Genomic DNA, 22,476 nt, shown 5'->3' on the forward strand with positions numbered 1-22,476 from the left:
GTCACCGCTCGTGCGTTTCCTTCACACCTCGGACTGGCATCTGGGTCGTCAGCTGCACGGCCTCAGCCTGCACGATGCCCATCAGGCGTTCGTCGATCACCTGGTGGACGTCGCCCGCAGTGAACGGGTCGATGCGGTGCTTATCGCCGGTGACCTCTACGACCGGGCGGTGCCACCGCCTGACGCTGTCGGTCTGTGGGACCAGGCGCAGACCCGGCTGGTGGTGGAAGCGGGGACCTCGGTGGTGGTCATCGCGGGGAATCATGATTCGCCGGCCCGGCTGGGGGTTGGCTCCCGGTTGTTGGAACGCGCCGGGGTCCACGTGCGGGTGGGCACGGCGGCGGTGGGTACGCCGGTGCTGTTGGAGGACGACGAGACCAGGGTCGCGTGTTACCCGATGCCGTTCCTTGAGCCCGCGTCGGCGGTGACCGAATGGGCGGTGGAGGAGCGCAGCCACCCGGGAAACGAAGGGCATGCAGATCGACGGCTACCCCGACGCCGACGTACGGGTCACCAAGACCAGTTACCAGGCCGCTCATGGAGGGGTGTCCGGTTGGACGTTGAAGAAGGCCACCAGTCGGACGGTTGACGCCGTCACCGGCGGCGAGAACCTCACCTCCCACACCGTCCACGATGCTGCGGGGCGGGTAATCAAGCTGCTGGAGGTCGGCTCAACGGGAAGCGATGCGAAGACACGGGAGACCATCTACTACACGGCAGGGGCGAACGGGTCGGACAGCGCCTGCGGCAACCGGCCGGAGTGGGCTGGGCAGCCATGCCTTACGCGTGCAGCAGGGGCGGTCACCGGACATGATCCGGCAAGGATGGCCACCCATTTGCCGGTCCGGCGGGTTACCGCCTACAACCGTTACGCCAACGAAGCCGTCGTGACCGAAACTGCGGCCGGCAAAACCCGAACCACCACCACGGCCTACGACACGGCGGGACGGACGACCAGCAACGCGATCGTCTCCGACGAAGGGGCGGCAGTCGGCACGATCACGACCACCTACCACCCGGAGAACGGACAAGTCGCCACCACGATGGGAACCGGCACCATCAGTCAGCAGTACGACAACCTCGGCCGGCTGGTGTCGTACACCGATGCCGACGGGGCGACGACCGTGACGGAGTTCGACCGTTTCGGCAACCAGGTGAAGGTGTCGGACCCTGCCGGGCACAAGACATACGCCTACGACAGGACGGCCGAGCCGCGCGGCCTGCTGACCAACGTGACCGATAGTGTTGCCGGAGCCTTCGCCGCCAAGTACTCACCCGACGGACATCTGACTGAGATGACCTACCCCGGCGGACTGACCCGCACGGACCGCTTGGACGCGAACCTGCAGCCGGTGGAGCGGACCTACACCCGCGACTCCGACGGCGAAGTCATCTACTCTGAATCGGTGGTGGAGAACACTACGAGCCAGTGGGTGAACCATACGTACACCGGTGGTAGCAAGCAGCATCGGTACGACCGGCTGGGTCGCCTGACGCGCACGCAACACGACACCGCCCTGACCGAGGGTTGCGTCACCCGAACTTACCGCTACGACGACCGCTACAACCGGCGCGACGTATGGGCCTACTCCCCAGGCGAGGGCGGCGAGTGCCAACAGGACACCGGCGCCGAGTACGAGCAGGCTGGCTACGATACTGCCGACCGCCTGACCAACGCTGGATACGTCTACGATGCATTTGGCCGTACAAGCGAAATTCCAGGCGGGTTGAGTAACTCCTACTTTGCCAACGACTTGGTGCAGCGGCAGCAACTCGGTGACTCGCGCCAGACCTGGTTTCTGGACCCTGCGCTTCGTTTCCGGTCGTCAACCACGGAAACGCTGGTGGATGAGGAGTGGGGTGACGCAATAGCCAAGGTGAACCACTACGGTGACGACTCCGACGAGGTGGCGTGGGTTGGCGATGGCTCGACCGGCAGCGTCGCTCGTAACGTGTGCGGCCCGGACGGTGACCTCGCAGCAACGACATCCGCGACCGGTGATGTGGTCCTCCAGTTGACAAACCTGCACGGCGATGTCGCGGTAGCCATCGATGTCACCATGACTGAACCGGAGTTGTTCGATTACGACGAGTTCGGCATGCCGATGGCGGCACAATCCAATCAGCGTTACGGATGGCTGGGTGGTAAGCAGCGTTCCAGCGAGGCGCTGGGCGACAGCATTCTCATGGGTGTGCGTCTATACAGCCCGGCGCTGGGGCGATTCCTTCAGATCGACCCGATCTATGGTGGAAGCTGCAACGCATACGAGTACACCTGCGCCGATCCCGTCAACGCGACCGACCTGGACGGCAAGCGGAGATGCTCGAGATGGGCCAGGTGGGCTTGCCGGACCTACAATAAGGCGCAACGCGCGGGACGTGCCACTCGAAATGCCGCACGCTTCTCGAGTCGCAATTACCGAGCGAATCGGTCCTGCTGGTCTGGAACGTCGGGCAGCAACTGCGGACGCAACAGTTACCATGCCAGGGTCGGTCGCTCCATGAACCGTAGCGTCAAACGTGCCTGCCGGGTCTACACCAGTGGCCCGTCTCTGGGTTGGGCAGGTGGCGCCATGGGTTATGGAGCGGCTGCGGCAAAGTGGGGGTGGCGAGGGGCGCGTCTAGCCGGAAGGGCGGGTTGGGCCGGTTGGGCGATCGAGGGCGTATGTTTCCTGCACAGGTAACGAGGGCGTGAAAGTGACGAGAATCGGCTGGATCTTATTGGGTGTAGGATTTTCGCTCTGGGCGCTTTCGCCTTTACTTTGGGTCGGAGGGATATTTGATCGGGATGTCAGTTTCTTCCTCGGTTCTACCGCGTTGCTGCCCTGGGCGACGTATCTAATAATAAAGCGCCCCGGTGAGCGTAAAGGTCAATAACTCGACGGTCTTGACTGGCCGTTTTCAGGGTCGTAGCTTCATCTGACGTGGCAGCCACCCCGCAGTCCCTTCTAGGGCTGCGGGGTGGCTGATCGCGGTCACCCCTTCGCTTGTCGGGTCATCCTGTTCCCGGCCAGGGATTCCCTCTTCCTCACGGTTGGCCTACCAGCTGCTGAGGCTGGACCCGGACGGGGTTTTCACGTTTTGCATGAATGAGAGGTCGAACTCGTCTCGAATCCTTGATCCGCGGCCCGTCAGTCGACCACGCAATCGCCCTGGGTGCCGCGCCAGTCGCCGGGCTTACACCCGCTCGCCGATGCCCAGCCGTGCCTGCGTCTCCTGGGCCCGTTCGGCCGCCGCGCTGGCACCGTAGTGGCGGGGCATGTCCTCGGAGGTCCAGCCCAGCAGGAGCATCAGGTCCCCGGTGTCGCCCCCGGCGCGCTTCCACTCGTGGGCGAAGTTGTGCCGCCACCGGTGGGCGTGTACGTCCGGCACCCCGGCGGCCTTGCCCAACCGCTTGAGCAAGATCTTGATGCCGTTTGGCGTCAACGGTGCCTGTCCCCGTGCGGCGAGCCACAGGTTTGGCAGGTCAGCGCCCTTGTGTTTGTCCCGGGCCCGTAGATACCGCGACAGCGCCCGGGCGGTCTTGGGCCCGAACCTCACCCGCCGGTCCTTGGCGCCCTTGCCGTGGAAGCGTACCGACTCGGTGTTCAGGTCCAGGTCGGCGACCAGGAGGTTGCCAACCTCTGACAGGCGGGCGCCGGTGTTGCAGTACAACCGGATCAGCGCTTCGTCGCGCAGGTTGGTGAAGCCCTTGCCCTTGCAGGCGTTCAGGAGCTTGCTGGTGTCCTCGTCGCCCATGACCGGGATCAGCTTGCGCGGGGTCTTGGGCTGCCGGACCCGGTCCATCGGCGTCCGGTCGATGGCCTGTTCGTCGATGAGCAGCCATTTGAAGAACTGCTGCAGGCCCTTGTGCTTGTTCAACGCGGTCGATGCCGACCGGGTCTGGATCATCCAGGCCTGGAAGGCCTCCACGTGTCCCCGAGTCACCGCGCACGGGTCTTCGGCGGCCTCCTCGGCGTCCGGGTCCGGCGAGTGTTCCGCGAGGTACCGGCCGAGCTGCGCGGCGGCCAGGAGGTAGTTGTAGCGGGTGGTCTGGGGGTAGTTCCCGGCCCGTAGCGACCGGTCCCAGTCCCGCAGGTACCCGGACCAGGTCCGGGACAGCCCGACGGAGAGCTTGGAAAGATCGAGAAGCGGCATTCGGCACCTGCCCGAGTCAAGGGGTCCAACAGCGGCGTGCTAGACCAGGCATCCATGCCGAGCAATGAAAAGAGGGTCTCCGCAAGTCTGTGACCTGCGGAAACCCTCTCGCCGTCGGGACGGCCGGATTCGAACCGACGACCCCTTGACCCCCAGTCAAGTGCGCTACCAAGCTGCGCCACGTCCCGATGCGCCGCGTGGGCTTCCCCCTGCGACAGCCGGTACAGCTTAGCGCAGGATCCTCTCGGGGGTGCCGCAGCCCCCCGGCAGCCGCTGGGGTTAGAGCTGAGTAGCCCGGTCGCACTCCGGGAACCTACGTACCGGCTTTGACTTGCCGTGTCCAGAGGTCCCTGATCCGCGAAGAGCCACCCGTGGTGATCGGCGAGCCGCGTCGCAGGTAGGCGCACCGTGAAGCGGGGGCCCTGGGCCGGATGGCCCTCGGCCTCGATCGTGCTGTGGTGGCTCGTGACGACCTCCTGGAGCAGGGCCAGTCCCAGGCCGAACCGGCGGTCTCCGGAGGCTGCGCCGCGGTGGAACCGGTCGAAGATCCGTCGGGCATCCGTCTGGTCGAAACCCTCGCCGGTGTCGGCGATCACGAGTTCGGCGCAGGTGTCGACGGCCCGGGGGGTCACGGTGATGCGGCCTCCTGCGGGGGTGTGGGCCAGTGCAACGCCGGACGGCTGCGTGTGCTGGTGGCGCAGGCGCTGGGGGAGTCGTCGGCCCCGCAGGCGATCCAGTCGATCGACCGGGTTCTGGTGGGGCCGAGCGGAAAGCCGGACAAACGCGCCCTGCCTGCAGTGGATCGAAGCTAATAGATTGGCAACAGTGGCCGATTACCGTCTGGGCAGGGTGTGACGGCCGATCGCGGTGTGGTGTGGAGGATGCGTGAAGACTCTGGTGTCCCGCTCGGCGTGGGATGTGCGCAAGGAGCAGTACCGCCGGTATGCCGGTCTCCTCGCCAGTCTCGTGCTTGCGATCTCCGCGTTGGTGATCATCCCCGCATCTCCGGCAATGGCAGGCTGCGCCCGCACGTTCCTGTTCGGCGGTGCGCAGGTGCAGATCGACAACTGCCCCGGTAACGGCGCGGCGAGTTGGGGCTGGGTGTACGGCAGTCCGGACTACAGCTGGACCGATGTCTACGTCAGGTTTCCGAGTGGCACCGAGCTGACGCTGACTGCCGGCTCCGGCACCGCCAACACTGCCAACTGGTACGAGGACGTCAGTACGGTGGCGATCTGCAACACCAAGTTCTTCTCCTGGCTCCCGCCCGCCCCGATCATCCACTGCTCGGAGCGCGTGCCGGTCTGACCTCCTCGACCGCGCTGACTGGTCCTCGCGAGATCGGCGCTGGGGTCGCCGGCGGCACGACCAGAGCCGACGCCCACCTTGCTTCACCCTCCGGCCACTGCTGGTGCACCGGCGATCCGCCGCCTGCGTACGGGGCGCAGAACAGCTGCACGGCGGCCATCAGGTGGACGCTTCCTCGGAGCTCACCGTCGCGCTGGTCGACCGGTCGGCGCTGAGCTGCCCCGACGCCATCCCGCACCTCCCATTTCTCCTATAGGTTCAGTAGACTTCGCCTCATGTGTGGGTCTGGATGGCGCAGCAACTGCTCAAGGAACCGTTCGGCGCGCTGGACGCGCTCAAGGAACGACCGGATCGTCGTCCGGGAGGACAGCCGGTGCCCCCGGCGGGTTCGCACCGTCGTCCGGTGGGGGCGGGTATGACGAACGTTGCCGTCCTTTCCTCGGCCGAGGCGGTCGCCCTCGCCGCCGAGTTCGCCGCCGGGTTCGCCCGGGACGCGGCCGACCGCGACGCGCGGCGCGTCCTGCCGCTGACCGAGGTCGACCAGATCAGCGCGGCCGGGCTGCTGGCGATCACCGTCCCGGCCCGGCACGGCGGGGCCGACCTGCCGACGGAGACGGTCGCGGAGGTGTTCCGGCTGCTGTCCGCCGGTGACCCCAACATCGGCCAGATTCCGCACAGCCACTTCGTCTACGTCAACCAGCTGCGTCTGCGGGGCACCGACGGCCAACAGAAGCTTCTCTTCGGTGAGGTGCTGGCCGGCCGCCGCTTCGGCAACGCGCAGTCCGAGGCCGGCACCCGACACGTACGCGAGATCAAGACCACGCTGACCGCCGACGGCCCGGGGTGGTGGCGACTCAACGGCCGCAAGTTCTACGCCACCGGCGCCCTGCTGGCACACCGGATCCCCGTGCTCGCCCACCTCGGGCCGGACGGGCCGCTGCACGTCGCCTGGGTCGACCGGCACGCCGGGGGCGTCGACGTCGTCGACGACTGGAACGGGCTGGGCCAGCGCACCACCGCCAGCGGGTCGGTCGTCCTGCAGGACGTGCCGGTGCCCGACGAGCTCATCACCCCGTACGCGGTGACCTTCGATCAGCCGCAGACCTACGGCGCGTTCGCGCAGGTGCTGCATGCCGCGATCGACGCCGGCATCGCACGGGCGGCCCTGACCGACGCGGCGTGGTTCGTCCGCCACCGGAGCCGACCCTACCCGGACGCGAACGTCGATCGGGCGGCCGACGATCCCCTCGTGGTGCACGCCTTCGGGGAGATGGAACTGGCCGTACGCGCAAGCGAGGCGCTGCTGGCCGAGGCTGCCCGGGCCATCGACCGGGCCAACGCCGACCTGACCGCCCGGTCCGCGACGGACGCGTCGCTGGCTGTCGCCGCGGCGCGGGCCGCCACCACCCACGCGGCCCTGCAGGCGAGCAGCCGGCTCTTCGAGGTGGCCGGCACCCGGTCCGCCAGCGCCACGCACCACCTCGACCGGCACTGGCGTAACGCGCGCACCCACACGTTGCACGATCCGGCGGCGTGGAAGCTCCAGCACCTCGGCCGCTGGGTCGTCGACGGCACCCCGCCCCCCAGCCACGGACAGGTGTGAGCCGATGACCGCTCTGCAGTTCCACTGGTTCCTGCCGACCAACGGCGGCGACGGCCGGCAGATCGTCGGCGGCGGCCACGGCACCCCGGCCGACGTGGGCGCCCGGGCTGCCTCCGTGGCCTACCTCGGGCAGATCGCCCGTTCGGCCGAGCAACTGGGCTTCGAGGCCGCCCTGACCCCCACCGGTGCGTGGTGCGAGGACGCCTGGATCACCACCGCGATGCTGAGCAGCCTGTCGGCACGGCTGAAGTTCCTCGTCGCGTTCCGCCCCGGTCTCACCTCGCCGTTCCTCGCCGCCCAGATGGCCGCCACCTTCCAGAACCTCTCCGGCGGCCGGTTGCTGCTCAACGTGGTCACCGGCGGCGAGAGCCACGAACAACGGATGTACGGCGACTTCCTCGACAAGGACGCCCGTTACCAGCGGACCGGGGAGTTCCTGGAGATCGTCCGCGCGCTCTGGACGGGTCAGCCCGTCGACGTGCGCGGACGGTACTTCCAGCTCGCCGAGGCGGTCCTGACCCAGCTTCCCGACCCCGTGCCGCGGATCTACTTCGGTGGATCGTCGCCGGCGGCCCTGGAGGTGGCCGCCCGACACGTCGACGTCTACCTGACCTGGGGTGAACCGCCGGCCGCGGTCGCCGAGAAGGTACGCCGGGTGCGTGAACTCGCCGATCGGCAGGGCCGGGCCCTCTCCTTCGGCCTGCGGGTGCACACCATCGCCCGGGACACCGCGCAGGAGGCCTGGGCGGAGGCCGACCGTCTGCTGGCCGGCATCTCCGCGGAGCAGATCCGCCAGGTCCAGGCGGGCCTGCGGCGTAGTGAGTCCGAGGGGCAGCGCCGGATGCTCGCCCTCAACGGCGGCACCAAGGACGGGCTGGAGATCCATCCCCACCTGTGGGCCGGTGTGGGGCTGGTGCGTGGCGGCGCCGGCACCGCGCTCGTCGGCGACCACCGGCAGGTCGCCGACCTCATCGAACAGTACGTCGAGGTGGGTGTCACCGAGTTCGTGCTCTCCGGTTACCCGCACCTGGAGGAGGCGTACCGCTTCGGTGAGGGTGTGCTGCCCGAGCTGTCCCGTCGCGGTCTCTGGCAGCACCCGGCGCCCGTGCGACACGCGGCGCCGGTCGTACCCTTCGCTGCGGCACCGGTGGCCGAGAGGTCGGTGGCGGGGTGAGCGCCCGGGTCGCCGTCGTGGTCGGCAACCCCCGGCCGGCCAGCCGCACCCTCGCCGCGGCGCAGTACGTCGCCCAGCAGCTCACCGGCCGCGAGCCGGAGCTGACCGTCGATCTCGCGACCCTGGGCCCGGCGTTGCTGGACTGGGACGACCCCGGCGTGGCCGCCCTGGTGGCCGAGATCGGTGCGGCTGACCTCGTGGTGGTGGCGAGCCCCACCTACAAGGGCACCTACACGGGGCTGCTCAAGCTCTTCCTCGATCGGTTCGCCACCGGGACGGGGCTGCGCGGGATCGCTGTTCCGCTGCTGGTCGGGGCCGCGCCGCAGCATCACCTGGCCGCGGAACTCACCCTGCGCCCGGTGCTCACCGAGATCGGTGCGACGGTGGCCGGACGCGGCCTGTTCGTGATCGACCGTCGGTACGACGATCCTGCGGCCTACGCGGAGTGGCTCGCCGCGACGACCCCGGTCGTGGCGGCTCTTCTGCGGAGCCGGCCGGCGTCCCATTGACTGAAATCCCTATTTAGTCTGTAGGTTTTGCCGGTTAGGCTACCGATATGGCCAGCCAGGCAACCCCGCTCGACGCCACCGCGGTCGCGGTGTCGCGGGGTTGCTGTCGTGGCTGGACCAGTGCGCGCGGCTGCTGCCGCTGAGCGCCCACCTCTGATCCGCTCCCGCCCCGCGCCGCCGACTCGACGACGACCGGCGGCGTCCCGGTACCGGCGTCACCTTCCATGTCGTGCCCCGCCCACACCTGCCCGGCGCGTGCTCGCCCCCTCTCCGAAAGGTGCAACCACGTCATGACCCTGCTGACCGTAGGATCCCGGCACCGTGGCCTGGCCGGGATCGTCGCCGCCGCGCTGCTCGCCGGCGTATCCGCCACCGCACCGGCTGCCGCCGCCGCGAAGGTCGACACCGCCCTGCAGTGGTACGACGTCACCGCGGCCGCCATCGCCACCAGTACCCGCCCCCAGGTCACCAACAGCCGGGCCTGGGCGATCAGCTGGCTCGCCGCCACCCGCGCCGTGCGTACCGCGCCGGTCGGCACCGCGCGCCACTACCAGGACGCCGCGCTCGCGTCCGCGGTCCACACCGCGCTGAGCAACCTGACACCCGAGGCTGCCCCGACGCTCGACGCCGCACTCCAGGCCACGTTGCGCCGGATCCCCGACGGACGGGCCGAGGAGCGGGGCATCGCCGCCGGCCAGGCGCAGGCGCGATCGTTGCTGGCCCAGCGCACCGGTGACGGTCTCGATCCCGCCTCGGTCAACCCCGCCTATCCCACGCCCGAACCACGGCCCGGGATCTGGCAACCCACCCCGCCGAGCTTCGGCACCGCCCAGCAGGCCGGCAACCGCCTCGCCACGCCGTTCCTGCTCGACCGGGTGGACCGCTACCGGCCCGGTCCACCGCCGGCCCTGACCTCGAAGCGATACCGGACGGACCTGGCCGAGGTCCGCGCGTACGGCGCCGCCGACAGCGTGGTACGGACACCGCAACAGACCGACACGGCCACCTTCTGGCTCGGTTCCTCGCTGACGCTCTACACCGGGATCCTGCGCGCCGCGCTCGCGCAGTCCACCCATCCGGTCGCCCGGCGGGCAGGCCTCGTGGCCATCTTCCACGTCGCCCTCGTCGACACCCAGATCGCGACCTCCGACGCCAAGTACGCCTACCTGCGCTGGCGACCGGTCACCGCCCTGCGGGCCGACACCGATCCCGACTGGACGCCACTGCACACCACGCCCGCCCACCCGGACTACCCGAGCGGACACAACACCTACTCCGGCGCCGCGGAGCAGGTGCTCACCGCACTGGTGGGGCCACGGGCCCGACAGCCGTACACGATCGACAGCCCCAGCCAGCCAGGTGCCACCCGGACCTACCACGACTGGCGGGGTCCGACCCTGGACAACGTCGACGCCCGCGTCTGGTCGGGGATCCACACCCGTACCGCCGACGAGGTCGGGGTCGAACTCGGCCGTGACGTCGCCGAGCACGCCGTCCGCCACGCACCACGGCTGCTCCGCTGATGAGCGCCGAATTCCTCTGGTACATCCCGAACCAGGTAGAGCCCGGGCACCGTGGCGACGACATCGTCGACGACCACAACAGCCTCGACACCCTCACCAGGCAGGCGCAGGCGGTGGAGGAACACGGGTGGGGCGGCGCGCTCATCGGCACCGGCTGGGGCCGGCCCGACACCTTCACGGGCGGCGGCACTGCGCGGGTACCAGTCGCTCGGCGTCACCCACTTCGTGCTCTCCGACACGCCCTACCTACGGGAGGTCACGCGCCAGGGCGACCAACTGCTGCCCCTGCTGCGCGCTGACGGCCCGGTTGCCCTCGGAAAGGAAGACCATGCCCCAGTCCGCTGACAGCCCCACGTTGGTCGACGCCGACGCGCAGGCCCTGCGCGGGTTGCTGCGCCATCAGGCCAGCACCGTCACCGTGGTCACCGCATCCGGCGATCCGGCCGTCGGCTTCACCGCCACGTCGTTCACCTCGGTGTCCCTGGAGCCACCGGTCGTCTCGTTCTGCCTCGACCTTCGGTCGTCGAGCTGGCCGACCGTGTCCCGCAGCCGGCACGTGGGGGTTCACCTGCTCGGCCACCACCAACAGGATCTGGCGCGGACGTTCGCGACCAGCGGGGTCGACCGGTTCGCCGCGCCGACCCGCTGGCGGGTCGGTCCCGAGGGGGTACCGCTGATCGAGGACACGCTGGCCTGGCTGTTGTGCCGGGTGGTGGAACGGGTGACCGTCGGCGACCACGCCATCGTCCTCGCCGAGCCGGAACTGCTGCAGCAGGCCGTCGTCGGCTCGCCGTTGCTCTACCACCGCGGCCGGTACGCGGGCCTGGCCGAGTACCTCGAACCGCCTGCTCGCCGCGCGGCCTGACCAGTCGCGGCGGGCCGGTGTCGCCGCCGGTGGCCGGTTTCGCTGTGCGGGTCGGCGGCGCAGGCCCCGCTCGCGGCGGCGATCAGCGACCGCCGTTCCGGATCGTCTGGAGGAGTTTCATGCGTGCGATCATCGCCACCCCTGACGCAGGCCCCGGCTATCGGCCGGACGAGGTTCCCGATCCGGTCGCGGGCCCCAGCCAGGTCCTGATCGCCGTTGAACACGTGTCGGTCAACCACGGCGAGGTCCGCTATGCCCGCGCGTTTCCGGCCGGGACCATGCTCGGGCATGACGCTGTCGGGCGCGTGCTACGAGCCGCCACCACGGGTACCGGCCCGCGCGTCGGTGCGTGGGTGATCGCCCTCGGTGCCGGTGCCTGGGCACACCGGATGGCCGTCGATGTCGGCGCCGTCGCCGAGATCCCCGGCGGGATGGACGTCGCCGAGTTGGCTGTCCTGCCGACCGTCGGGGTGACCGCCCTCCGTGCGCTGCGCTCCACCGGGCCACTTCGCGGGCGGCGCGTGCTGGTGACCGGCGCGTCCGGGGGAGTGGGCCGCATCGCCGTGCAACTGGCAAGCAGCCAGGGTGCCGAGGTGATCGCGGTGGTCGGATCCGCCAGTCGGGCGGATGGTCTGGCGTCGCTCGGCGCGAAGGAGGTCGTGGTCGGCATCGATGCCATCGCGGGCGAGGTTGACGTGGTCGTCGAGACGGTGGGTGGGGTCGTACTGCCGGCCGCCTGGCGGCTGTTGTCTCCGGGCGGCGTGCTGCACAGCATCGGGTGGGCCTCCGGGGAGCCCGCGACCTTCCCGGTGAACTCCACCTTCGCTCCCGGGGCGGCGCGGTCCCTGCGGTCCTTCGGTGATGTCGCCTCGCCCGGTGCGGACCTGGCGTGCCTGCTGGGCCTCGTGCGTGACGGTGCGCTCCGGGTGCCGGTGGGCTGGCGCGGCTCCTGGCGGCACCTCGACGAGGCCGCGGCGGCGTTGCTCGGGCGCCGGGTGGCCGGCAAGGTGCTGCTCGACGTGGACTGACCGTGGCTCGCGAAGGGGAGCGGCGGGTGGCTTGTACCCGGGGTCCACGAGCCGCGCTTAAACCCATAAACCCTATAGGAAAAGTAGTTTATTGGTCAACGGATCGGTGGCCACGCGTGCGAAAGACGACATCCGTGGATGCTTTCGTTGACATCTCCACCGCTGCGCAGTGAACTCATCTCATGTCCAGTGAGCTGCGGTTGACCACCCGCGGTCACATCGACTTCGGTCGAGTGTGGTCCAGCTCCTGTCTGCGCTGACCGGCACCCACTCCCACGGGTCCGCCCCGGCCCACCGAGGTGGGGCTCACCGTCGAGCCGACCGCCCCTTTCCTGCACCCTGACCCGCGCCACCGGCGCGAGGGGCCTCGCCGTACCCGCTTCCGCCTGCCTGGACAGGAGACTCCCGCATGCTCGCGCCCCGCCTGCGTACCCTGACCGCCGTCGCCCTCGCCACCCTGCTCGCCGGCGCCGCCGGTTGCTCCACAGGCCCCGCGCCCGCCTCCGAACCGGCCGGCCTACCACGCTCCGGCGGCACCCTCACCTGGGCCGTGGAAACCGAACCGATCACCCTCAACCCGCACCTGTACGCCCAGGCGAAAGCCCGCCTGCTGGTCTGGAACACCTTCGAGTCCCTGCTCGGCTACGACCAACAGGGCAAACTGGCGCCCTGGCTGGCCACCGGCTGGCAGACCACACCGGACGGTCGCTCCTACACCTTCACCCTGCGCGACGGGGTCACGTTCTCCGACGGCACCCCGTTCGACGCCACCGCCGTCAAGGCCAACATCGACAAGCTCCGGGAACCCGGGTACACCCCGGCCGTCGCCGCCGTGCAGCTACGCCATCTCGACACCGTCGAGGTGGTGGACCCGCGCACGGTGCGCTTTACCCTCACCGAACCGGACGTGCTCATCCTCGACTTCCTCGCGTCTCCGCAGGGCGCGCAGGTTTCCCCGAGATCACTGCGGGAGGCGAAGAACCTCAAGGCCGGCGGTGTGGACCTCGCCGGCACCGGCCCGTTCGTGCTGGACCGGTACGTGCCCGGTCAGGAACTGCACTACACCCGCAACCCCGACTACGACCGGGCGCCGCCCGGCGCCACCCACACCGGCCCCGCGCACCTGGACGGCATCACCTACCGGTTCCTCAAGGAGTCCGCCGTCCGGATCGGCGCCCTCACCTCCGGTCAGGTCCAGCTCGTCGAAGGTGTGCCCGCCACCGACCAGCCGTTGATCACCGCCAACCCGAGGCTGCGCCTGATCCGGCAGCTCAACTCCGGATCGGCCTACTCCTACTACTTCAACACCTCCCGGGCACCCTTCGACGACCTGCGGGTACGTCAGGCCTTCCAGGAAGCCGTCGAGGTCGACACCGTGCTCAGGTCCGTATACCGCGACACCGCCGTCCGGGCGTGGAGCGTCGTCAGCCCGTCCGGTCCGCTGTACGACAAGCGACTCGAAGGCGGCTACGGCGGCGACGCGGCCACCGCCAACGCCCTACTGGACCAGGCCGGCTGGACCCGGCGCGACGCCGACGGCTACCGGGTCAAGGACGGCAGGCGGCTCACCGTCCGGCTGGTGCAGGCCGCCCCGTACGTCCGGGACCGCCGCGACGTCCTGGCCCAGGCCATCCAGGCCGCCGTCAAGGCCAGCGCCGGCATCGACCTCAAGGTCTCCATGGTCGACCAGGGCACCGCCCAGGAGGCCTTCGACAGCAACCAGTACGAGGTCTTCGACAACTCCCGCGCCGACACCGACGCGGGCGTCGCACTGAACCTCCTGCTGCACAGCCAGGGCGGCGTCAACCGGACCAGGGTCGACGATCGGCGCATAGACCAGCTGCTGGAAGCCGGTCAGGCCACCGCCGACCCCGCCGGACGCGCCTCGATCTACGCCGACCTGCAGCAACGCGTCGTCACCGAGCAGGCGCTGCTGCTGCCCCTCTACGCACCGGCCGACCAGATCGCCGCCAGCACCACCGTCGGCGGGGTCCGGTTCGAACCCACCGCGGGCGTTCCGGCCAGCGCCTACGACCTGTGGATCGGCAACTGACATGCGCCAGCCACACCTGCGTGCCGTGACCCGCCGGCTCGGTACCGGCCTCGTCGTCCTCTGGGCCGCCAGCAGCGCCGCCTACCTCGCGCTGCTGGCCGCGCCCGGGGACACCGTCGACGCCATCGTCGGCGACGGCGCCGACACTCCACAGATCCGCGCCGAGATCATCAGCGAATGGGCCCTGGACCGGCCGGCGGCCGTCCAGTACCTCGACTACCTGCACCGTCTCGCCGGCGGTGACCTGGGCCGGTCCTACCTCCTGCAACGTCCCGTCGCGGAGGTGATCGGCGAGCAGCTCGCCGCCACCGTCACCCTCGCGGGGACCGCTGCCGGCCTCGGCGTGCTGCTGGCCCTCGTCCTCGCCACCACCACCGCCGGCAGTCGTCGGCCCTGGTTGCGGCGCGCCAGCTCCGGGCTGGAACTGGTGCTGGTCTCCACCCCGACGTTCCTCATCGGCATCGTGCTGCTGACCGTCTTCTCGTTCCGGCTGGGTCTCTTCCCGGTGGCTGGCGACCAGGGTTTCGCCGCCCTGGTGCTCCCCGCCGTCACCCTCGCCCTGCCCATCGCGGGCCTGCTCGCCCAGATCCTGCGGGACGCGCTCGACCGCGCACTGGACGAACCGTTCGTCCTGACCGCCCGCGCCAGGGGAACGCGGGAGAGCGCGGTGCTGCTGCGGCACGCCCTGCGGCACGCGCTGCTGCCCACGATCACGCTGGCCGGCTGGCTGTTCGGGATCCTGCTCGGCGGGGCCGTCATCGTCGAACAGGTCTTCGGCCGTCCCGGACTCGGCCAGGTCACCCTCGCCGCGGTCCTCGGCAAGGACATGCCGGTCGTGCTCGCTGTGGTGACCCTCTCCGCCGCCGTCTACGTGGTGCTCAACACCGCCGCCGACCTCGCGTACCTGCTCGTCGACCCGCGCCTGCGGAGGAGCTGACGATGACCGCGACCCTGACCGGCGTGCCCGCCGGCCCCACCACCGCCCGCGACGGCGATTCCGGCCATCCGGCCGGGCGCCGGTGGCGGCTCCGACCGGGCCCGCTGGCCGCCGGCGGGTTTCTGCTCCTGCTGCTGGTAGCCGCGGTCCGGCCGAGTCTACTCGCCCCCGGCGACCCCCTCGCCGCCGACCCGCTCACGGTGCTCGCCCCACCCGGCGCGGCACACTGGCTCGGCACCGACCACCTCGGCCGCGACGTGTGGACCCGGGTGGTGCACGGCGCCGGGCACTCACTGACCATCGGCGTCGCCGCCACCGCCACCGCGGTCACCGCCGGAGTGCTGCTCGGCCTGCTCGCCGGCCTCGCACCACGGATCGCCGACGAGGGACTCAGCCGCTCCTTCGACGCGCTCTCCGCGTTCCCGATGCTGCTGCTGGCGTTGCTGCTCATCGCCATCGTCGGTCCCGGCACCACCAGCCTCGTCGTCGCCATCGGCATCGCCACCCTGCCCCACCACGCTCGGGTGGTCCGCGCGCAGACGCTGCTCGTACGCCGCGCCGGCTACGTCGAGCAGGCCGTGACCTTCGGCCTGTCCCGGACCCGGCTGGTGGCACGCCATGTCCTGCCCAACGTCCTCGGCCCCGTCCCGGTGCTGGCCGTGATCGGACTCGGCGAGGCGGTCCTCGCCGCCGCCGGCCTGAGCTTCCTCGGCATGGGACCGCAACCACCCGCACCGGAATGGGGCGCGATGCTCTCCGAGGGCCGCAACTACCTGCAGGTGGGCTGGTGGATCAGCATTCCGCCGGGTGTCGCGGTCACCCTGACCGTGCTGGCGTCGACCGTCCTCGGTCGGCAGTGGCAGTCCCGCTTCGACGGGCGGCAGAGCCGATGAGTCCGCTGGTCGCTGTCGAGGACCTGCACGTCGCCTTCCCCACCTCCGGCGGCGAGGTGCGGGCCGTACGGGGGGTCGACCTCACCGTCGAACGCGGCGAGTGCGTCGCGATCGTCGGTGAGTCCGGCTCGGGCAAGAGCGTCACCGTCCGTACCCTCGTGGGGCTGCCCGGTCCCGGCGCCCGCGTCACGGCCGCCCGCCTCGAACTGGCCGGCCAGGACGTACGCGGCCACCGCCCCCGCGACTGGCGGCGCATCCGTGGCCGGCTCGCCGGCCTCGTACTCCAGGACGCGCTGGTCTCCCTGGACCCGCTGCGCACGGTGGGCGCGGAGATCGCCGAGGTCCTCGCCACCCATCACGTCGTCCACCGTCGGCAACGCGCCGGCCGCACCATCGACCTGCTCGACCAGGTCCACGTGCCGGAACCGCGACGCCGGTCCCACCAGTACCCCCACCAACTCTCCGGCGGACTACGCCAACGCGCCCTGATCGCCTCGGCGATAGCCGGGGAACCGGCCCTGCTGATCGCCGACGAGCCCACCACCGCCCTCGACGTCACCGTGCAGGCACAGATCCTGGGTCTGCTCGCCGAACGCCGGGCCGCCGGCCTGAGCCTCCTGCTGGTCAGCCACGACCTGGCCGTCGTCGGCCAGATCGCCGACCGGATCCTGGTCATGCGCGACGGTCAGGTCGTCGAAGAGGGACCGGCCGGCCGGGTACTGCACACCCCGACCCACCCGTACACCCGGCAGCTACTCGACGCGGTGCCATCGGCCTCCTCACGTGGCCGTCGGCTGAGCACGCCCGCCCACGGCGCTCCGTCCCGCACCGTCCCGGTGCGTGCCCAGGCCCCTCTGCCGGCCCGCGAACCGGTCCGCGCCGACGACACCGTGCTCACCGCGGCCGGCCTGACCAAGCGGTACGGCGGACACACCGTCGTCCGGAACGTCTCGTTCACCATCTCCCGCGGCGAGACCCTCGGTCTGGTGGGGGAGTCCGGCTCCGGCAAGAGCACCCTCGCCCGGATCGTCGCCGGTCTGCTGCCCCCCGACACCGGCGAGGTCACCTTCGAACGAACCCCGTGGTCCGCTGCGGTGGAACGGCACCGGCGTCCGCTCCGACGCCGGCTCCAGGTGATCTCGCAGGACCCGACGAGCTCCTTCGACCCCCGCTACGACATCGGGCAGGTGATCGCCGAGAACCTGGATCCCGGACTGACCCGCGCCGCGCGCGCCGACCACGTCGTGGACCTGCTGCGCCGCGTCGGCCTCGGACCGCAGCTACGCGACCGGCACCCCCGGTCACTCTCCGGCGGCCAGCGCCAACGCGTCGCCATCGCCCGCGCTGTCGCCCCCCGACCCAGCCTGATCGTCTGCGACGAACCGGTCTCCGCCCTCGACGTCTCCGTCCAGGCACAGGTTCTCGACCTGCTGGCCGAGCTGCGTGCCGCCGACGGCACCGCGCTGCTGTTCATCTCCCACGACCTGGGCGTCGTGCATCACCTCGCCGACCGGGTGCTGGTCATGAACGACGGCGACATCGTCGAAGCCGGCCCGGTCGGTGACGTCTTCACCTACCCGCGCCACGACTACACCCGGTCGTTGCTCGACGCGCTGCCCGACCTCGTCACCGCCGGCCGACCGTAGGAGGAACAACCGATGCCCGACCCCACTGTCCAGCTGGCCGTGGCCCTCGACGGACTGGGCTGGCACCCGGCCGCCTGGCGGCTCTCACCCGCCGACCCCACCGCGGCGCTGTCGCCCCAGTGGTGGGCGGCGCTGGCCGCAGAGGCCGAACGCGCCGCGCTCGACCTGCTCACCCTGGAGGACGGCAGCCCCCTGCCACCAGGTGCGGCCGACGGACCGGACGGCCGCACCGACCAGCTGCGCGGGCGGCTGGATCCGCTGCTCGTCGCCGCGCGGATCGCCCCGCTGACCCAGCACATCGGACTGATCCCGACCATCGGTGTCACGCACACCGAACCGTTCCACGTCTCCACCTCGGTGGCCACCCTCGACCACGTCAGTGGTGGCAGGGCCGGCTGGCGGCCCCGGGTCTCCGTACGCCGGTCGGAGACTCGCCACGTCGGCCGCCGTGACCTGCCCGACCTGGATCCGGCCCAGCTCGACGATCCGGCGACGGTACGGATCCTCGGCGACCTGTTCGCCGAGGCGGGCGACGCGGTGGAGGTCGTCCGGCGACTCTGGGACAGCTGGCAGGACGACGCCGAGATCCGGGACGTCGCCAGCGGCCGGTTCGTCGACCGGGACCGACTGCACTACATCGACTTCACCGGCCGGTGGTTCTCCGTGAAGGGACCGTCCATCGTTCCCCGCCCACCACAGGGCCAGCCGGTGGTGGCCGTCCTCGCCCACTCCTCGCTGCCGTACGCCTTCGCCGCCCGGCACGCCGACGTCGTCTTCGTCACCCCCGCCGACGCCGCCCACGCCGCGGCCATCGTCGCCGAGATCCGGGCCGCCGAGGAGATCGTCGGCCGCGTCGGGCCACCGCTGCGCATCCTCGCCGACCTGCTCGTCCTACTCGACCAGACACCGGCCCTGGCCCGTCAGCGCCGGGCGCGCCTGGACAGCCTGGCCACCACTGACGGGCGCTCCGACGCGACCGCGTTCACCGGCACCCCCGGGCAGCTCGCCGACCTGATCGAGCAGTGGCACCGGACCGGTCTGGCCGGATTCCGGCTACGCCCCGCCGTGCTTCCCGACGACCTCACCGCGATCACCCGGGCGCTGGTCCCCGCCCTACGCGAGCGGAACCTGTTCCGCGCCGGCTACCCCGGCGGGACGCTGCGCGACCTGCTGGGCCTGCCCCGCCCGGCCAACCGGTACGCCGCCGAGACGCCCGCCTGACCACTGGAGGTCTCCGTGCCCAAGCAGATCATCCTCGCCGCGCACTTTCCCGGCGTGAACAACACGACGGTGTGGAGCGACCCCGACTCCGGCAGTCAGATCGACTTCGCCTCCTTCGTCCACCTGGCCCGTACCGCCGAGCGGGGGCTGTTCGACTTCTTCTTCCTCGCCGAAGGGCTGAGGCTGCGCGAGCAGCGTGGCCGCATCCACGAGCTGGACGTGGTGGGTCGCCCCGACACGTTGACCGTGCTGGCTGCCCTGGCCGCCGTCACCACCCATCTCGGGCTCGCCGGCACCCTCAACACGACCTTCCGGGAGCCGTACGAGTTGGCCCGGCAACTCGCCACCCTGGACCATCTCTCCGCGGGCCGGGCCGCCTGGAACGTGGTCACCACCTCCGACGCCTTCACCGGGGAGAACTTCCGCCGCGACGGCTACCTGGACAGATCCCTGCGGTACGTGCGGGCCGCGGAGTTCGTCCGCACCGCCCGCCTGCTCTGGGAGTCCTGGCCGGCCGATGCCGTGGCCGGTGACCGTGCCGGTGGGCGGTACCTGAACACGGCAGATCCGGGGGCCTTCCGCCACCGCGGTGACCAGTTCGACATCGCGGGCCACTTCACCGTGCCGCGCAGCCCGCAGCTGCATCCGGTGATCCTGCAGGCCGGGGACTCTCCCGACGGGCGGGAGTTCGCCGCCTCCAGCGCCGACGCGATCTTCACCCGGCACGGCACGCTGGACGCCGGGCAGGAGTTCTACCGCGACGTCAAGGCCCGGCTGGCCCGCCACGGTCGCGAGCCGGACGATCTGAAGATCATTCCCGGGGTGTCGGTCGTCCTCGGCGACACCGACGCCGAAGCCCAGGAGAAGGCCCACCACATCCGCCGTCAGCAGTTCAGCCCCCAGACGGCCCTGTTGCTGCTGGAGCAGGTGTGGAACCGCGACCTGTCCGGATACGACCCCGACGGGCCGTTGCCCACCACCGATCCGGACGTCTCCGCCGCGGCGATCAGCCGGGGACGGACCAGCGGGTACGGCGACCCGGTCGCCACCGCGCGCCAGTGGCGGACCCTCGCCACGGAGAAGCACCTGGGCATCCGCGATCTGATCATCGAGGTCGCCGGCCGGCAGTCCTTCGTCGGCACCCCGCAGCGGGTCGCCGAGCGGATGAACCACTTCGTGCAGGCCGACGCCGCCGACGGTTTCATCCTGGTGCCGCACCTGACCCCGGGTGGCCTCGACGAGTTCGTCGACCGGGTCGTGCCACTGCTGCAGGAGAAGGGGGTCTTCCGCACCCGCTACACCGGCACCACCCTGCGCGAGCACCTCGGTCTGGGCGCCGCACGTCGCCACCTGTGGAGGGCGGCGGTGTGAAGTTCCTCCTCATCACCCTCATCACCCACCTGCCCGACCCGGTCACCGGGCGGTCCAGGAGCACCACCGAACGGTTCCGTCAGGTGGTCGATCACGCGGTACTCGCCGAGGAGCTGGGGTTCGACGGGTACGGCGTCGGGGAACGCCACGAACGGCCCTTCATCTCCTCGTCACCGCCGGTGGTGCTCAGCCACATCGCCGCCCGCACGTCCACCATCCGCCTGTTCACCGCGGTCACCACGCTCAGCCTGCTGGACCCGGTACGGGCCTACGAGGACTACGCCACCCTGGACCACCTGTCCGGAGGCCGGCTGGACCTGATCATCGGCAAGGGCAACGGTGCCGCCCAGGCCCAGTTGTTCCACGTCACGGCGGAAGACCAGTGGGAGCGCAACCGGGAAGGCTACGAGCTGTTCCGACGGCTGTGGCGGGAGGAAAGGGTCACCTGGTCCGGCCGGTTCCGGCCGCCGCTGGTCGACGCCGAGACCTGGCCCCGGCCTCTGCAACAACCCATCCGGATCTGGCACGGTAGTGCCACCAGCCGGGAGTCCGTGGACCTGGCGGCACGCCACGGCGACCCGCTCTTCTCCGCCAACGTCACCAACCCGATCGAGCCGTACGCGCAACTGATCCGGCACTACCGCGAGCGCTGGGCGTACTACGGTCACGACCCGGCCGACGCCCTGGTGGGTGCCGGCAGCGCCGGCTACTACGCGGCGCGCACCTCGCAGGAGGCGATCGAGACCTACCGGCCGATCTTCGACGCCCGGAACGCGGCGTGGCGCAGGACCGGCCTGCGACCGGTCTTCGAGACCCTCGAGGACGCCGTCGAACGCAGTTCGATCCTGGTCGGCAGCCCCGCACAGATCATCGACAAGGTGCTGCGCTACCACGAGCGGTTCGGCCACGAGGTGATCCATCTGCCGGCCGACTCCGACGGGCTCACCGACAGGCAGCACCGGCAGACCCTCGAACTGTTCCAGACCGAGATCGCTCCGGCGCTGCGTCGGGCGATCCCCAGCCGTCCCCTGCACCGACCGTCGTCCGTCGCCACCGCCTGAGCCGAATCGGGGAACACCATGTCATCGACCCCACTGTCCGTGCTCGACCTGTCCCCGGTGCCCGCCGGCGGCACCGTCGGCGAGGCCCTGCGCAACACCATCGACCTCGCCCGCCGCGCCGAGCAGTTCGGATACCGACGGTACTGGTTCGCCGAACACCATTTCGCCCCCGGAGTGGCCAGCGCCGCCCCGACGGTGCTGATCGGGCAGGTCGCCGCCGCCACCCGCCACATCCGGGTCGGCTCGGGAGCGGTCCAACTCGGCCACCAGACCGCGCTGACGGTGGTGGAGCAGTTCGGCACGCTCGACGCCCTGTACCCGGGCCGGATCGACCTCGGCCTCGGCCGTTCCGGTCAGCGCCGTTCCGAGGCCGCCCGGGAACTCGCCGCCGACGCCCCGCCCACCGCCGTCGAGGCACGGGTGGTCGACGGACTACTCATCCCGCCGCCGTTCTCGTTCGCGAAGATCCTGGCCACACCCCGGGCCGCGCTGCAGGCGGCGCTGCTGCAACAACCGGGTGCCCAGCCACCGGCCTTCGCCGAGCAGGTCGGGGACCTGCTCGCCCTGTTGCGTGGCGACTACCGCGACGCCGACGGACTCGACGCGCACGCGACACCCGGCGAGGGCGCCGACGTGCAGGTGTGGTTGCTGGGCAGCAGCGGGGGAGAGAGCGCCCGCCTCGCCGGTGGACTCGGCCTGCCGTTCGCCGCCAACTACCACGTCAGCCCGGCCACCGTGCTCGACGCGGTGCGGGCGTACCGGACGGCGTTCCGGCCTTCGGCGACGCTGGCCGAGCCGTACGTCGTCGTCTCCGCCGACGTGGTCGTCGCATCCGACGACGCCACCGCACGCCACCTCGCCACGCCCTACGGCCTCTGGGTGCACAGCATCCGCAGCGGACGTGGCGCGATCCCGTTCCCCAGCCCCGAGCAGGCCGCCGCGCACACCTGGACGCAGGAGGACGCCGACCTGGTGGCCGACCGGGTCGACACCCAGTTCACCGGCTCGCCCCGCACCGTGACGCGTCAGCTGCGGACGCTGCGCGACGTCACCGGCGCGGACGAGCTGCTCATCACCACCATCACCCACGCACACGCCGACCGGGTCGACTCCTACGAGCTGTTGGCCAAGGAGTGGCACGGGTGAC

18 protein-coding genes, 1 tRNA gene and 1 pseudogene are annotated in these 22,476 nt (G+C 70.7%); 17 read left to right on the forward strand and 3 right to left on the reverse strand.

What is annotated here, in order from left to right; genetic code table 11:
• Positions 1 to 10 precede the first annotated feature (10 nt).
• The gene (locus GA0070617_RS13035) at positions 11 to 589 is read left to right on the forward strand and encodes a metallophosphoesterase family protein (RefSeq protein ID WP_091446338.1); all 579 of its coding nucleotides are present in this window, start codon (positions 11 to 13) and stop codon (positions 587 to 589) included.
• Positions 474 to 2,684: an RHS repeat-associated core domain-containing protein gene (locus GA0070617_RS13040; RefSeq protein ID WP_091436952.1), complete on the forward strand. Its 2,211-nt coding sequence runs from the start codon at positions 474 to 476 to the stop codon at positions 2,682 to 2,684. The genes GA0070617_RS13035 and GA0070617_RS13040 overlap by 116 nt, the downstream gene beginning before the upstream one ends.
• 493 nt (positions 2,685 to 3,177) lie before the next feature.
• On the opposite strand, the gene GA0070617_RS13045 is transcribed toward GA0070617_RS13040, so the two are convergent.
• The 3 genes and pseudogenes from GA0070617_RS13045 to GA0070617_RS32390 form a co-directional block, all read right to left on the reverse strand.
• The gene (locus GA0070617_RS13045) at positions 3,178 to 4,137 is read right to left on the reverse strand and encodes a tyrosine-type recombinase/integrase (protein WP_091436954.1); all 960 of its coding nucleotides are present in this window, start codon (positions 4,135 to 4,137) and stop codon (positions 3,178 to 3,180) included.
• 114 nt (positions 4,138 to 4,251) lie between these two features.
• Positions 4,252 to 4,325: transfer RNA gene (locus GA0070617_RS13050), tRNA-Pro, on the reverse strand.
• 261 nt (positions 4,326 to 4,586) lie between these two features.
• Positions 4,587 to 4,769: pseudogene (locus GA0070617_RS32390) on the reverse strand (ATP-binding protein); the annotation flags it as partial.
• 253 nt (positions 4,770 to 5,022) lie between these two features.
• Between GA0070617_RS32390 and GA0070617_RS13060 the strand changes: the two are divergent.
• The 15 genes from GA0070617_RS13060 (at position 5,023) to GA0070617_RS13135 (ending at position 22,475) form a co-directional block, all read left to right on the forward strand.
• Positions 5,023 to 5,445, forward strand: a complete 423-nt coding sequence (locus GA0070617_RS13060) for a hypothetical protein (protein WP_139135644.1) — start codon at positions 5,023 to 5,025, stop codon at positions 5,443 to 5,445.
• A 415-nt stretch (positions 5,446 to 5,860) separates the two neighbouring features.
• Positions 5,861 to 7,048 (forward strand): SfnB family sulfur acquisition oxidoreductase, encoded by a 1,188-nt coding sequence (locus GA0070617_RS13065; protein ID WP_091446340.1) that lies wholly within the window; start codon positions 5,861 to 5,863, stop codon positions 7,046 to 7,048.
• Between the two features lie 4 nt (positions 7,049 to 7,052).
• Positions 7,053 to 8,222 carry an LLM class flavin-dependent oxidoreductase gene (locus GA0070617_RS13070; protein ID WP_091436959.1) on the forward strand — a complete coding sequence of 390 codons (1,170 nt, stop codon included), beginning with the start codon at positions 7,053 to 7,055 and terminating at the stop codon, positions 8,220 to 8,222.
• The gene (locus GA0070617_RS13075; RefSeq protein ID WP_091436961.1) at positions 8,219 to 8,731 is read left to right on the forward strand and encodes an NADPH-dependent FMN reductase; all 513 of its coding nucleotides are present in this window, start codon (positions 8,219 to 8,221) and stop codon (positions 8,729 to 8,731) included. Before GA0070617_RS13070 ends, GA0070617_RS13075 begins: the two co-directional genes overlap by 4 nt.
• 290 nt (positions 8,732 to 9,021) lie before the next feature.
• Entirely contained in the window at positions 9,022 to 10,254 is a 1,233-nt protein-coding gene (locus GA0070617_RS13080) for a vanadium-dependent haloperoxidase (RefSeq protein WP_091436963.1), read from the forward strand.
• A 328-nt stretch (positions 10,255 to 10,582) separates the two neighbouring features.
• Positions 10,583 to 11,119 carry a flavin reductase family protein gene (locus tag GA0070617_RS13090; RefSeq protein ID WP_091436965.1) on the forward strand — a complete coding sequence of 179 codons (537 nt, stop codon included), beginning with the start codon at positions 10,583 to 10,585 and terminating at the stop codon, positions 11,117 to 11,119.
• A gap of 17 nt (positions 11,120 to 11,136) precedes the next feature.
• The gene (locus GA0070617_RS13095) at positions 11,137 to 12,147 is read left to right on the forward strand and encodes a zinc-binding dehydrogenase (protein ID WP_244891683.1); all 1,011 of its coding nucleotides are present in this window, start codon (positions 11,137 to 11,139) and stop codon (positions 12,145 to 12,147) included.
• A 409-nt stretch (positions 12,148 to 12,556) separates the two neighbouring features.
• On the forward strand, positions 12,557 to 14,200 hold the full coding sequence (locus GA0070617_RS13100) for an ABC transporter substrate-binding protein (protein ID WP_091436968.1): 1,644 nt from the start codon (positions 12,557 to 12,559) through the stop codon (positions 14,198 to 14,200).
• A 1-nt stretch (position 14,201) separates the two neighbouring features.
• The gene (locus tag GA0070617_RS13105; protein ID WP_091436970.1) at positions 14,202 to 15,137 is read left to right on the forward strand and encodes an ABC transporter permease; all 936 of its coding nucleotides are present in this window, start codon (positions 14,202 to 14,204) and stop codon (positions 15,135 to 15,137) included.
• A gap of 2 nt (positions 15,138 to 15,139) precedes the next feature.
• Entirely contained in the window at positions 15,140 to 16,030 is an 891-nt protein-coding gene (locus tag GA0070617_RS13110) for an ABC transporter permease (RefSeq protein WP_091436972.1), read from the forward strand.
• The gene (locus GA0070617_RS13115; RefSeq protein ID WP_091436974.1) at positions 16,027 to 17,676 is read left to right on the forward strand and encodes a dipeptide ABC transporter ATP-binding protein; all 1,650 of its coding nucleotides are present in this window, start codon (positions 16,027 to 16,029) and stop codon (positions 17,674 to 17,676) included. The genes GA0070617_RS13110 and GA0070617_RS13115 overlap by 4 nt, the downstream gene beginning before the upstream one ends.
• 12 nt (positions 17,677 to 17,688) lie before the next feature.
• On the forward strand, positions 17,689 to 18,897 hold the full coding sequence (locus tag GA0070617_RS13120; protein WP_091436977.1) for an LLM class flavin-dependent oxidoreductase: 1,209 nt from the start codon (positions 17,689 to 17,691) through the stop codon (positions 18,895 to 18,897).
• A gap of 15 nt (positions 18,898 to 18,912) precedes the next feature.
• The gene (locus GA0070617_RS13125; RefSeq protein WP_217628796.1) at positions 18,913 to 20,268 is read left to right on the forward strand and encodes an NtaA/DmoA family FMN-dependent monooxygenase; all 1,356 of its coding nucleotides are present in this window, start codon (positions 18,913 to 18,915) and stop codon (positions 20,266 to 20,268) included.
• A complete protein-coding gene (locus tag GA0070617_RS13130) occupies positions 20,265 to 21,329 on the forward strand; it encodes an LLM class flavin-dependent oxidoreductase (protein WP_091446344.1) in 1,065 nt (354 codons plus the stop codon). The genes GA0070617_RS13125 and GA0070617_RS13130 overlap by 4 nt, the downstream gene beginning before the upstream one ends.
• Before the next feature lie 18 nt (positions 21,330 to 21,347).
• On the forward strand, positions 21,348 to 22,475 hold the full coding sequence (locus GA0070617_RS13135; RefSeq protein WP_091436983.1) for an MsnO8 family LLM class oxidoreductase: 1,128 nt from the start codon (positions 21,348 to 21,350) through the stop codon (positions 22,473 to 22,475).
• The last annotated feature ends 1 nt before the right edge of the window (position 22,476 follow it).

It is taken from the genome of Micromonospora yangpuensis, assembly GCF_900091615.1.
In the GTDB taxonomy this organism is placed as follows: Bacteria; Actinomycetota; Actinomycetes; order Mycobacteriales; family Micromonosporaceae; genus Micromonospora; species Micromonospora yangpuensis.

Coding starts and splice junctions, on each gene's coding strand:
- GA0070617_RS13105 (WP_091436970.1), top strand. CDS start 14,202: ATGCGCCAGCCACACCTGCGTGCCGTGACCCGCCGGCTCGGTACCGGC.
- GA0070617_RS13090 (WP_091436965.1), top strand. CDS start 10,583: ATGCCCCAGTCCGCTGACAGCCCCACGTTGGTCGACGCCGACGCGCAG.
- GA0070617_RS13040 (WP_091436952.1), top strand. CDS start 474: ATGCAGATCGACGGCTACCCCGACGCCGACGTACGGGTCACCAAGACC.
- GA0070617_RS13120 (WP_091436977.1), top strand. CDS start 17,689: ATGCCCGACCCCACTGTCCAGCTGGCCGTGGCCCTCGACGGACTGGGC.
- GA0070617_RS13135 (WP_091436983.1), top strand. CDS start 21,348: ATGTCATCGACCCCACTGTCCGTGCTCGACCTGTCCCCGGTGCCCGCC.
- GA0070617_RS13100 (WP_091436968.1), top strand. CDS start 12,557: ATGCTCGCGCCCCGCCTGCGTACCCTGACCGCCGTCGCCCTCGCCACC.
- GA0070617_RS13115 (WP_091436974.1), top strand. CDS start 16,027: ATGAGTCCGCTGGTCGCTGTCGAGGACCTGCACGTCGCCTTCCCCACC.
- GA0070617_RS13045 (WP_091436954.1), bottom strand. CDS start 4,137: ATGCCGCTTCTCGATCTTTCCAAGCTCTCCGTCGGGCTGTCCCGGACC.
- GA0070617_RS13080 (WP_091436963.1), top strand. CDS start 9,022: ATGACCCTGCTGACCGTAGGATCCCGGCACCGTGGCCTGGCCGGGATC.
- GA0070617_RS13070 (WP_091436959.1), top strand. CDS start 7,053: ATGACCGCTCTGCAGTTCCACTGGTTCCTGCCGACCAACGGCGGCGAC.
- GA0070617_RS13110 (WP_091436972.1), top strand. CDS start 15,140: ATGACCGCGACCCTGACCGGCGTGCCCGCCGGCCCCACCACCGCCCGC.
- GA0070617_RS13065 (WP_091446340.1), top strand. CDS start 5,861: ATGACGAACGTTGCCGTCCTTTCCTCGGCCGAGGCGGTCGCCCTCGCC.